The 11826-nt window shown below is 57.0% G+C and carries 8 protein-coding genes; 2 read left to right on the forward strand and 6 right to left on the reverse strand.

Annotated features, from left to right (window positions below; all coding sequences use genetic code 11):
- Positions 1-27: 27 nt before the first annotated feature.
- Positions 28-3987: a trifunctional transcriptional regulator/proline dehydrogenase/L-glutamate gamma-semialdehyde dehydrogenase gene (putA, locus tag Y71_RS16975; RefSeq protein WP_007374341.1), complete on the forward strand. Its 3960-nt coding sequence runs from the start codon at positions 28-30 to the stop codon at positions 3985-3987.
- A 66-nt stretch (positions 3988-4053) separates the two neighbouring features.
- On the opposite strand, the gene Y71_RS16980 is transcribed toward putA, so the two are convergent.
- From Y71_RS16980 to Y71_RS17005, 6 genes are all read right to left on the reverse strand, one after another.
- Entirely contained in the window at positions 4054-4656 is a 603-nt protein-coding gene (locus Y71_RS16980; protein WP_007374340.1) for a KpsF/GutQ family sugar-phosphate isomerase, read from the reverse strand.
- Positions 4653-6290: an FGGY-family carbohydrate kinase gene (locus tag Y71_RS16985; RefSeq protein ID WP_007374339.1), complete on the reverse strand. Its 1638-nt coding sequence runs from the start codon at positions 6288-6290 to the stop codon at positions 4653-4655. The genes Y71_RS16980 and Y71_RS16985 overlap by 4 nt, the downstream gene beginning before the upstream one ends.
- 16 nt (positions 6291-6306) lie before the next feature.
- Entirely contained in the window at positions 6307-7260 is a 954-nt protein-coding gene (locus Y71_RS16990; RefSeq protein WP_007374338.1) for an ABC transporter permease, read from the reverse strand.
- Position 7261: 1 nt separating this feature from the next.
- Entirely contained in the window at positions 7262-8251 is a 990-nt protein-coding gene (locus Y71_RS16995) for an ABC transporter permease (protein WP_007374337.1), read from the reverse strand.
- Positions 8244-9743, reverse strand: coding sequence for a sugar ABC transporter ATP-binding protein (locus Y71_RS17000; protein WP_007374336.1), 1500 nt, complete (start codon positions 9741-9743; stop codon positions 8244-8246). Before Y71_RS17000 ends, Y71_RS16995 begins: the two co-directional genes overlap by 8 nt.
- Positions 9744-9850: 107 nt before the next feature.
- Positions 9851-10834 carry an autoinducer 2 ABC transporter substrate-binding protein gene (locus Y71_RS17005; RefSeq protein WP_007374335.1) on the reverse strand — a complete coding sequence of 328 codons (984 nt, stop codon included), beginning with the start codon at positions 10832-10834 and terminating at the stop codon, positions 9851-9853.
- A gap of 387 nt (positions 10835-11221) precedes the next feature.
- Here Y71_RS17005 and Y71_RS17010 point away from each other — a divergent pair, with 387 nt between their 5' ends.
- Entirely contained in the window at positions 11222-11800 is a 579-nt protein-coding gene (locus Y71_RS17010; protein ID WP_007374334.1) for a nucleotidyltransferase family protein, read from the forward strand.
- Positions 11801-11826 lie beyond the last annotated feature (26 nt).

Raw genomic sequence — 11826 nt, forward strand, 5'->3', positions numbered from 1 at the left:
AAACAGCCAAAAAAACAGGAGCAAAGCATGGGCACCACCACGATGGGGGTCAAGCTTGATGACGCCACGCGCGAAAGGATTAAAGCCGCCGCAGCGACAATCGACCGCACGCCGCACTGGTTAATTAAACAGGCCATTTTTAATTATCTTGAGAAGCTGGAGAGCAGCGAAGGGTTACCGGAACTGGCCGCCACGGCAGGGACTGCGTCACAGGATGAAGAAAGCGGCGTACCGGCTGACGAGAGCCACCAGCCGTTCCTCGACTTTGCCGAGCAGATCCTGCCGCAGTCTGTTTCCCGCGCTGCTATTACCGGTGCCTGGCGCTGGGCGGAAACCGATGCGGTGCCGATGCTGCTGGAGCAGGCTCGTCTGCCGCAGCCAGTCGCGGAAAATGCCCATAAACTGGCTTACCAGTTAGCGGAAAAATTACGTAATCAGAAAACTGCTTCCGGCCGTGCTGGCATGGTGCAAAGCCTGTTGCAGGAGTTTTCGCTCTCCTCGCAGGAAGGTGTGGCGCTGATGTGTCTGGCAGAAGCGCTGCTGCGCATCCCGGATAAAGCCACCCGCGACGCGTTGATCCGCGACAAAATCAGCAACGGCAACTGGCAGTCGCACATTGGCCGCAGTCCGTCGCTGTTCGTCAACGCTGCCACCTGGGGCCTGCTGTTTACCGGGCGACTGGTTTCCACACACAACGAAGCGAATCTCTCGCACGCCCTGAACCGCATTATCGGGAAAAGCGGCGAGCCGCTGATCCGCAAAGGTGTGGACATGGCGATGCGCCTGATGGGCGAACAGTTCGTCACCGGCGAAACCATCGCTGAAGCGCTGGCGAATGCCCGCAAGCTGGAAGAGAAAGGCTTCCGCTACTCCTACGATATGCTGGGCGAAGCGGCGCTCACCGCTGCCGATGCGCAGGCTTATATGGTCTCCTATCAGCAGGCGATCAATGCCATCGGTAAGGCGTCCAACGGCCGCGGGATCTACGAAGGGCCGGGCATTTCGATTAAGCTTTCCGCTCTGCATCCGCGCTACAGCCGTGCGCAGTACGATCGCGTAATGGAAGAGCTCTATCCGCGCCTGAAATCCCTCACCCTGCTGGCGCGCCAGTACGATATTGGTATCAATATTGATGCCGAAGAGGCCGATCGTCTGGAAATCTCCCTCGATTTGCTGGAAAAACTCTGCTTTGAGCCAGAGTTAGCAGGCTGGAACGGTATCGGCTTTGTGATTCAGGCCTACCAGAAGCGCTGCCCGTTTGTCATTGATTACCTGACCGACCTGGCAACCCGCAGCCGCCGCCGTCTGATGATCCGCCTGGTCAAAGGCGCTTACTGGGACAGCGAAATCAAACGCGCGCAAATGGAAGGGCTGGAGGGTTATCCGGTGTATACGCGCAAGGTGTACACCGATGTCTCTTACCTCGCCTGCGCGAAAAAATTACTCGCGGTGCCAAACCTGATCTACCCGCAGTTCGCCACCCACAACGCCCATACGCTGGCGGCGATTTACCAGCTTGCCGGGCAAAACTACTACCCCGGGCAGTATGAATTCCAGTGCCTGCATGGCATGGGCGAACCGCTGTACGAGCAGGTGGTAGGGAAAATTGCCGACGGCAAACTGAACCGCCCGTGCCGCATTTATGCGCCAGTTGGGACGCATGAAACCCTGCTGGCCTACCTGGTACGGCGTCTGCTGGAAAACGGTGCCAACACCTCCTTTGTTAACCGCATTGCCGATACCACATTGCCGCTGGATGCGCTGGTGGCTGACCCGGTAGCAGAAGTGGAAAAGCTGGCTACTCAGGAAGGCCAGGTCGGTCTGCCGCATCCGAAGATCCCCCTGCCCCGCGCCCTGTATGGTGAAGGACGCATCAACGCCGCCGGTCTGGATCTGGCGAATGAACACCGGCTGGCATCGCTCTCTTCCTCGTTGCTGAACAGCGCCACGCAGAAATGGTATGCCCGTCCGATGCTGGAACAGGTGGTGATGGAAGGCGAGCCGATCGCGGTGATCAACCCGGCAGAGCCGAAAGATGTGGTGGGTTATGTGGTGGAAGCGCGTGATGAAGACGTGGAACAGGCGCTGAATAATGCCGTTAATCATGCGCCCATCTGGTTCGCCACGCCGCCGCAGGAGCGCGCCGCCATTCTGCAACGCGCCGCCGTGCTGATGGAGGATCAGATGCCGCAGTTAATGGGCATTCTGGTACGTGAGGCCGGGAAAACCTTCAGCAACGCGATTGCTGAAGTGCGTGAAGCAGTGGATTTCCTGCGCTATTACGCAGGCCAGGTTAGCGCCGATTTTGATAACGAAACTCATCGCCCGTTGGGGCCGGTGGTTTGCATCAGCCCGTGGAACTTCCCGCTGGCGATCTTTACCGGGCAGATTGCCGCTGCGCTGGCAGCAGGCAATAGCGTGCTGGCAAAACCCGCAGAACAAACCCCGCTGATCGCCGCGCAAGGCGTGGCAATTCTGCTGGAAGCGGGCGTACCCGCCGGGGTATTGCAATTACTGCCAGGGCGTGGCGAAACCGTCGGCGCACGGCTCACCTCCGATGCGCGGGTGCGCGGCGTGATGTTCACCGGCTCAACCGAAGTGGCCAGCCTGCTGCAACGCACCATCGCCACGCGGCTCGATGCGCAGGGCCGTCCGACGCCGCTCATCGCCGAAACCGGCGGTATGAACGCGATGATTGTCGATTCGTCAGCGCTTACCGAACAGGTGGTTGTCGATGTGCTGGCCTCCGCGTTCGACAGTGCCGGACAGCGCTGTTCGGCGCTACGCGTGCTGTGCCTGCAAGAAGAGATTGCCGATCACACGCTGACCATGTTACGTGGTGCAATGGCCGAATGCCGGATGGGCAATCCAGGCCGTCTGACCACCGATATCGGTCCGGTGATCGATGCCGAAGCGAAAGCGAATATCGACAAACATATTCAGGCGATGCAGGCCAAAGGGCGCAATGTATTCCAGGCAATGCGCGAAAACAGCGAAGATGCGCGGGAATGGCGTACCGGCACCTTCGTGGCGCCAACGTTGATTGAGCTGGAGAGCTTCGACGAGCTGCAAAAAGAGGTCTTCGGGCCGGTGCTGCACGTGGTGCGCTACAGCCGTAATCAGTTACCGCAGTTGATTGAGCAGATCAATGCTTCCGGCTACGGTCTGACGCTCGGCGTGCATACGCGCATTGATGAAACCATCGCCCAGGTGACCGGCAGCGCGCGCGTCGGCAACCTGTACGTTAACCGCAATATGGTTGGCGCAGTAGTTGGCGTGCAGCCGTTTGGTGGCGAAGGGTTATCCGGCACCGGGCCGAAAGCGGGCGGGCCGCTCTATCTCTATCGCCTGCTCGGTAGCCGCCCGGAAAATGCGGTACTGAAAACGCTCGCCCGTCATGATGCTACCGCGCCGCTGGATGCCCAGTTGAAAAACGCGATGGCGCAACCGCTGGAAGCGCTTAGCGCGTGGGCCGCCGATCGTCCGGCGTTACAGGTGCTGTGCCGTCAGTTTGGTGAGCTGGCGCAGAGCGGAACGCAGCGTCTGCTGGCAGGCCCGACCGGCGAGCGTAATAGCTGGACACTGGTACCGCGCGAGCGCGTGCTCTGCATTGCGGATAACGAACAGGATGCGCTGGTACAACTGGCGGCAGTAATCGCCTGCGGCAGCCAGCTGTTGTGGCCGGATGACACGCTGCATCGCGATCTGGCGAAACAGTTTCCGCCGATCGTCAGCGCACGCATCCAGTTCGCCAAAGCCGATGCGCTAATGACGCAGGCGTTTGACGCAGTGATTTTCCATGGCGATTCCGATCAACTGGTTACGCTGTGTGAAAACGTCGCCGCACGCGATGGCGCAATTGTCTCGGTGCAGGGTTTTGCTCGCGGGGAAAGCCATATCCTGCTCGAACGCCTGTGGCTGGAGCGTTCGTTAAGCGTCAACACCGCCGCCGCTGGTGGTAATGCCAGCCTGATGACCATTGGGTAAACCGACAGAGAGGCCCGATAGTGTTGCGCTATCGGGTCTACGGATCGTCGACAATAAAAAAGCGCCTTACGGCGCTTTTTTGCTTAACGTTAATCCGACATCGCCGCCGGGATGCACGGCAAGTAATGTTTCCTTCGAATAACCGCTTTCGCTCATCAGACATGCGCAGGCGGCATCGAATATCGCCAGCGCCAGCACAATCGAGGTGGTTGCCAGCATGTTCAGCGGATCGATCTCGCGGCGAACGCCGGTTGAAATCACCAGCCGTGAGGCCTGTGCTATCGCTGAATCCGGGTTTTCCGTGACACTGATAAGCGCCACGCCTTTCGCCGCCAGCCCCGGCAGCAGCCGCGTCAGCTCATCGGAATTCCCGCCGCGCGACAGCATAATCACCACATCATTGGCATCAAGAAAACCCAAATCGCCGTGCGCAGCATCGGTGGCATTGAGATACATCGCCGGACGCTCAACGCAGGCCAGCATATGGGCGATTTTACGGGCCGCAATGCCAGAAGTGCCAACGCCCGTTACCGCAATTTTGCCGCGACAACCGCGCAGTTCCGCCATCAGCGCCTGCCACTGTGTTTGGTTAAGGTGGCGGTTCAGCGCCGCCATCTCTTCGCTGTAGATTTGCCACGCGGCGCAGGCCTGCTGCCAGCTACTGCTCATGTCGGCTCCTGCATTAACGCGCGGTACTTCATATGATCCTGATACATCTCGTGGAACACAGTGTATTTACGATCGTAATACTGCTTAATGCGATTAGTCTGCGGCGTGACGGTTTTACCGATACGGCTCATCGCCGCCATCGCTTCCGGGAAGCTATCAAACACCCCGGCCGCCACGGTGCCCATCATCGCGCCGCCGAGCAGCATCGCTTCGCTCTCCTCCGGCAACAACATCGCACAGCCTGTCGCGTTAGCATGCTCCTGCACAAAGATCGGGTTTTTGGTGCCGCCACCGCTGGCCATCACCGTATCGATGCTGTAACCACTCTGATTCATGGTCTCAATAATATGCCGCGTCCCCAGCGCAATGGCCTGGATGGTCGCCAGGTACTGCAGCGCCATATCTTCCGGCGTGCGCGACAACTTTAACCCGCTGATGACGCCGGTTAATGTTGGATTAGCGCGCGGCGAACGGTTGCCGTGGAAGTACGGCAGAATATGAATATCACGGGTCAGAAACGCAATATTCTCCGGCTCGCCCGCCATTTTCCGCAACAATGCGTTCAGTACTTCGTAAATGGTTTGCCCCTGAGTTTTCGCCTGGCTAAGCAGCGTTTCGTAGCACGGATGCGACTGAATAATATGGTCGATCAGCGCGCCGGTTGCCGACTGCCCGCCCTCATTCAGCCAGTAACCCGGCAGCACCGCCGAGTAGTATGGCCCCCATACGCCGCCAATAAAGCGTGCCTGCGCAGAGATCGCCATATGCCCGGTGGAGGTGCCGCCAATCAGCGCGATACGCCGGTCGAAATCCGCCACTTCACCAGAAACGCCGCTGGCGCCGAGCGTACCGAGCGTGCCCGCGTGAGCATCAATAATCGACACGCTTACCGCCGTGCCCGGCATCAACCCCATCTCTGTTGCCGCGCGCTGCGTCAGCCCGCGCCCCAGCGGTTCGCCCATGGTTTTCACATAGCGGCCAATTTTTTCGGCGTCATGTTCCAGCAGATCTTCGAGCCCAATTTCATGGAAATAGCTGTTGTCCCACTTGTCTTCGTGGCCCATGTACGTCCACTTACACACCGTTGAGCAAAGTGAGCGGGTATCATCGCCGGTCGCCCGCCAGGTCAGAAAATCAGGCAGATCAAAGTAGTAACCGGCGTTCGCCCAGGTGTTTGGCATATGCTGTTTCAGCCACAGCAGCTTGGGGGTTTGCATCTCCGGCGAGATAATGCCGCCGACGTAATCCAGCACCCGGTGGTGCGTGGCGTTGATGCGGTTGGCCTGCGAGATTGCGCGATGATCCATCCACACGATAATGTTCTGCTCGCTGCGCCCGGACGGGCTAATCGTCAGCGGGTTGCCCTCTTTGTCGAGCACCACCAGCGAACAGGTGGCGTCAAAACCCAGCCCTTTAACCTGGATCGGGTTGATATCCGCCTGATTCACCGCGTCACGCACGGCGTTGCACACCGCCTGCCAGATATTGTCCGAGGATTGCTCAACAAAGTCGGCCTGCGGACGATAGATCTCAATGGCCCGGCTCGCCTGGCTGACCATCCTGCCGGTCAAATCAAAGACGCCTGCGCGGGCGCTGCCGGTTCCTACATCCACACCAATAAAGTAGCTCGCCATTCTTTTTCTCCTGAGATCAGGCTTTACGATTTTGTAATGCGATAAAGAGGATCAGCACCGCGCCCCAGAGCGCCATCGTCAGATAACTGCTGATGCCCAATAAGTTAAAGCCGCTCTCCAGCATTTGCAGCACCACCAGCGCCAGCACTAACCCCAGCACGCGCCCGAAGCCGCCGTCCGGGTTAATCCCACCCAGCACCGACGCCAGAATGGTCACCAGAAGATAAGATTCGCCGTAGCCTGCTTTCGCGGAGTTGAATTTCGCCATCATCAGAATGGCGGCCACCCAACCCAACAATGACGAGATGACATAAACGGAAATCTGCACCCGCACGGTGTTCACGCCGCTAAAACGCGTCGCCTGTTCGTTCGATCCCACCAGATAAAGGCTGCGGCCAAGCGTAGTATGTTCCAGCAATACCCACAGCAGCAGCGCCACCACAATAAACAGCAACAGCGCCACCGGAATACCGAGCAGCGTGGCATTGCCGAGAAACTGGATCGCAGCCGGAAAGCCGGAAATGACCGTGCCGTTGGAGAACAAAATGTTAAGGCCGGAAATCAGCGTCATGGTGCCAAGCGTGGCAAGAATGGGCGAAACGCCGACCCACGCCACCAGCGCGCCATTCAGTGCGCCAATCGCCACGGCCACCAGCAAACCCGCCAGCAGCGCCAGCGCGAGAAACAGTGGATTGTCGGGATGAGTGACAATTACCGCAGCCATCACCAGCGAACAGGCATTCGCACCGGCAATAATCGACAGGTTGATGCCGCCAGTCAGCATGGTAATGCCCATGCCCAGCGCCAGCATGCCAAGGATCGGTAGCTGCGAGCCGATGGACTGGAAGTTGGCGACGCTGAAAAAGCGACTGCCGAGCAGCGCAGAAAAGACCACCGCGACAACGATGATAATCACGCATTGCAAACGGATGATGGCATCACCGGGGAAGAGTCTGGCGATTGATTTCATCTTAAAGCTCCCTTGCGAGTTTGCGTTTTTCATTCCACGCGGTCGCGCTGATGCTGACGAGAATAATCGCGCCGCTAAAGACCATGTGCCAGTAGGAGGAGACGCCGAGCAGCGTTAAACCATTTTGCAGGAAGGCCAGCAGAACCACCCCCAGTAGTGTGCCGGTGAGCGTACCCCGTCCGCCGGACATACTGGTGCCGCCAAGCACCACCGCCGCCAGCACCGTCAACTCAAAACCGATCAATGAGTTCGGGGCGACGGATTGGGTGATCTGCGCCTGTACCACAGCTGCCACACCGGCCAGAATGCCCATATAGCCGTAGACATAAAAGTGCAGTTTCAGCAGATTAAGACCGAGGCGCGACGCCGCATCGCGGTTGCCGCCCATCGCATAAATCTGGCGGCCCAGCCGGGTGTAATTCATCAGCACGGCAGTGACAATGATCACCAGGCCCAGGCACAGCAGCGGCAACGTCAGGCCATAGTCATAACCATCCGCCGCGGTAAAAGAGAACCAGTTAATGCCGTTCATAAACCAGTCCGGGAAGCCATACAGCCAGGTGCCTTTGGTGGCGTAAACCAGCAGCCCGTAATAGACGTTCAGCGTGGCGATGGTGATGATGATCGCCGGGACGCGCAGCCAGTAGACCAGAAAGCCGTTCACTAAACCGAGCAGTAGCCCGACGGCCATGGCTAATGCCAGCGCCAGCGCGAAGTTGCCGCCGTGGGCGATCACCCAACTGGCCATCGCATACTGCGCAATCGCCGTCATTGCCGGAAACGAGATATCGATCCCGCCGGAGATCAGCACCACAAATAAGCCACAGGCCAGGATGCCGAGAATGGCGTAGCTGGTCGCCACATCCGTCAGGTTACCCAGTGATAAAAATTCATCGGTACGCACACTCAGCCCTACAGCCAGCGCAATCACCAGCAGACCAAGCCAGAATTCATGTTGCCCGACAAGGCGGGAAAGGGATGCATTACGCATTGACCACCTCTGCAATCTCCTGCTCCGTGCAACGGTGCGGATTGAATTCCGCCACCAGTTCACCCCGACGCATTACCAGCACGCGATGGCTGTTGTAATAGGCTTCCGGGATTTCGTCACAAATCATCAGTACCGCCATCCCCTGTTCCGCCAGTTGGCGGGCAATCTGGTAGATCCCCTCTTTGTTGGCGATATCCACCCCAACGGTGGGCGAATCGAGGATCAGAATGCGCGGATTGGTCGCCACCCATTTGGCGATGGCAATACGTTGTGCGTTACCGCCGGAGAGCGTTTTTACCGGCAGTTGCGCATCGGAGACTTTGATATTCAGATTGCGGATCAGCTCTGCGACCAGTTGCCCGGCTTTGGCGTGATCGAGCAGGCCGCCGCGCGTATGCAGTTTTTCAAAAACGGTGACGATGGTGTTGTCGTAAATCGACTGCTCCATGATCAACCCTTGCGTCAGGCGGTCTTCCGAAACGTAGCCAATGCCGTGACGAATGGCGTCATGGTTACTGCGCAGTTTCACCGGCTTACCGTTAATGCGGATCTCGCCATCTTCCGGGTGCGTCATGCCAAACAAGCTCATGCACAGTTCGGTGCGCCCTGCCCCTAACAAACCAACAATAGAGACGATCTCGCCGCTGCGCAGCGCCAGATTAATATCGCGATATTTGCCTTTGCGGCTCAGATGACGCAGCTCCAGCATCGGCGTCTGATCCACCGGTGGTTTTTCCGGTAGCGGGCTGTAGTGGAAACGCTGTCCGGTCATCAGATACGCCAGCTCGTGGCTGTCCAGTTCGTTTGCCGGCCAGGTACCAATCAGCTTGCCGTCACGCATCACGCTGATGCGATCGGCCACTTCCATCACCTCATCCAGACGGTGGCTGACGAATACCACGCAGATCCCTGCGGCTTTCAGTTCGTTCACCACGCGCAGCAGTCCGTTCACTTCCTGGCGGGTCAGCGAGGCGGTCGGTTCATCCATGATCACCAGCCGGGCATCGGCGGCAATCGCCCGGCAAATCGCGACTAACTGGCGATCGGCGATGGAGAGTTTCTCGACTTTTTTATCCGGATCGAGACGCACGCCGATGCGCGCCATCGCAGCCAGCGCCTGCGCACGCATCGCGCTGCGCCGCACCCAGATATCGCCGCCGGGCAGATAACGGTGGATGGCGATATTTTCCGCCACGCTAAAATTGGGGAATAACGAGAGATCCTGATAAATGACCTGAATGCCGTAATGCGCTGAGAGCTGCGGCGTCAGATGGTGAAAAAGTTTACCGTCCAGGGCAATGCTGGCACCTTTTTCCGGCTGATAAACCCCGGAGATCACTTTGATGATGGTGCTTTTACCGCAGCCGTTTTGCCCGGCCAGACAGTGAACTTCGCCTTTTTCCAGCGTCAGGTTCACATTGTCCAGCGCCCGCACGCCCGGAAATTGTTTGCTGATATTCTCAAGAGTGATAAATGCGGTGGTGTCTGTCATTGACAATACCCCTGCCAGCGCCCGTACGGGACGCGATGGTTATCTGTGCTGCAAAAAGAGCCCGGCCTTGCGGCCGGTCTCCGGTTCCCTGGTGTGGCCTGAAAAAATCAGAAGCCGAGTGATTGCGCGTTATCTTTAGTAACTTCGAGGATTTTGTTAAAGCGGATGACTTTCTTGTCCATATCAACGTCGGCTTTGCCCAGCCCGTCGATGGTCAGATCGGGAGTGACTTCCTTGCCCTGCAACAACTGGTCAGCGACGGTGACCAGCGCAAAGCCTGCATCACGCGGGTCCCACAGCAGCGCTTTTTTGATATCGCCACGCATCAGATACGGCGCGGCCTGGCCCGGCATAGCGATCCCGACAACCGCCAGTTTGTCTTTCGCACGTTTTTTCTGTACCGCCTGCCCTGCGCCAATCGGTCCCAGCGAACCAAAACCGATCACCCCTTTCAATTGCGGGTAGGTTTTCATTAAATCGAGGGTGGTGGCGTAGGATTTGTCGATGCTTTCCGCCACCGGCAGACGCGAGGTGACTTCAAACATGTCCGGGTATTTTTCTTTTTGATATTTAATGGCGTAATCAGCCCAGGCGTTGTGCAACGGTACGGTTAATGAACCAACGTAAATCGCATAACCGCCTTTACCGCCCATATCTTTCGCTAACTCATCAACGTTGGCCTGCGCGTATTTTTCGCTGTCGATGGTTTCGATATCCCACTGACCAATCTGCTGATCCGGGGATTCATGCGTCAGCACCACAATGCCTTTATCGCGGGCTTTTTTCAGCACCGGCTCCAGCACTTTCGCATCGTTCGGCACCACGATGATGGCGTTAACGTTTTTCGCGATCAGATCTTCAATCACCTTCACTTGCTGCGCCGGATCCGGGGTAGAAGGCCCGGTCTGGTAAGCGTTAACGTCCAGTTTCTTCGCTGCTTCGTTAACGCCGGTCTCCATGCGGTTAAACCACGGAATACCGGTCACTTTTGCAACCACCGCGATCTCATACTTTTCTGCTGCAACGGACTGGCCCGACACCATGCAGGCAGAAATAAGCGCTGCGCTGAGTAATGCGAGTTTGAATTTCATAGTTGTACCTTTCTTGAGGACAGAGGAAAGTCGCGAAGGGGAGATTAACAACGAAGGGAAGAGTTAAAATAATGTAAAAATGAAAAATGTGATACATGCCCACAAAAGTTAATTTTGTGAAAAATTATGGTTAAATTTAAGTAAAATAACGCCATTTGATTTTCTTATATCAGATAAAATGTGTTAAAAATAGAATAAAATAAAACATTTAATTAACAATTAATTATCATTTACCGATAAATCCAGGTATTTAGGTGCTGAATGAATGGTCATAGCGGCGGGAAAAGTTTGCAAATTTGAGAACTGAAACGAGTAAGGTAAAACGCAACATCGGCATACTGTCTTCTCCCCTTTCGATACCCCATTCTCTTTCTGCAGGAGCCGCACATGCGTTATGCCAGCGCACTGGAAACGCTATTACTCACCGATCCCCGCAGCAGGAACATACTCCATATCGTTCACTCCTTATGCCCTGAAAGCTGGATTGGCGCCGGATTTGTACGCGATGCTGTATGGGATCATCTGCACCATAGCGTGCCGCAGCCACCGGCTGGCGATGTGGATGTCATCTGGCTTAATCCACATGAGATGGCGATCGAAGCAGATATAGCGATGGAAAACCGCCTGCACGAGCGCGCACCAGAGGTTAAATGGTCGGTAAAAAACCAGGCTCGCATGCATCTACGCAACGGCGATGCACCCTATTCTTCACTACTCGCGGCGCTGCGGCACTGGCCGGAAACCGCCACCGCTGTGGCGGTGCGGCTGGTCGATAAGGCGCGTATTGAGATTATTGCCCCTTTTGGCCTGGACGATCTGTTTGGCTTGCGCCTGCGACCAACGCCGCACTTTACAGGGCGTAAATATCCGCAGTTTCTCAGGCGGGCGGAAGAAAAGCGCTGGCTGACGCGTTACCCGCATCTTGCGCTTATCGCTGCAGATGACATTCCCCCGGGGCTATGCTAATAAAACGGCTGAATCAGAGCCTTGTA

The organism is Kosakonia radicincitans DSM 16656 (assembly GCF_000280495.2).
Classification (GTDB): domain Bacteria; phylum Pseudomonadota; class Gammaproteobacteria; order Enterobacterales; family Enterobacteriaceae; genus Kosakonia; species Kosakonia radicincitans.

What these genes read in the sequence shown, in the direction of transcription:
- Y71_RS16985 (WP_007374339.1), bottom strand. Translation starts at nt 6,290, where the DNA reads ATGGCGAGCTACTTTATTGGTGTGGATGTAGGAACCGGCAGCGCCCGC.
- Y71_RS17010 (WP_007374334.1), top strand. Translation starts at nt 11,222, where the DNA reads ATGCGTTATGCCAGCGCACTGGAAACGCTATTACTCACCGATCCCCGC.
- Y71_RS16995 (WP_007374337.1), bottom strand. Translation starts at nt 8,251, where the DNA reads ATGCGTAATGCATCCCTTTCCCGCCTTGTCGGGCAACATGAATTCTGG.
- Y71_RS17005 (WP_007374335.1), bottom strand. Translation starts at nt 10,834, where the DNA reads ATGAAATTCAAACTCGCATTACTCAGCGCAGCGCTTATTTCTGCCTGC.
- Y71_RS16990 (WP_007374338.1), bottom strand. Translation starts at nt 7,260, where the DNA reads ATGAAATCAATCGCCAGACTCTTCCCCGGTGATGCCATCATCCGTTTG.
- Y71_RS16980 (WP_007374340.1), bottom strand. Translation starts at nt 4,656, where the DNA reads ATGAGCAGTAGCTGGCAGCAGGCCTGCGCCGCGTGGCAAATCTACAGC.
- Y71_RS17000 (WP_007374336.1), bottom strand. Translation starts at nt 9,743, where the DNA reads ATGACAGACACCACCGCATTTATCACTCTTGAGAATATCAGCAAACAA.
- putA (WP_007374341.1), top strand. Translation starts at nt 28, where the DNA reads ATGGGCACCACCACGATGGGGGTCAAGCTTGATGACGCCACGCGCGAA.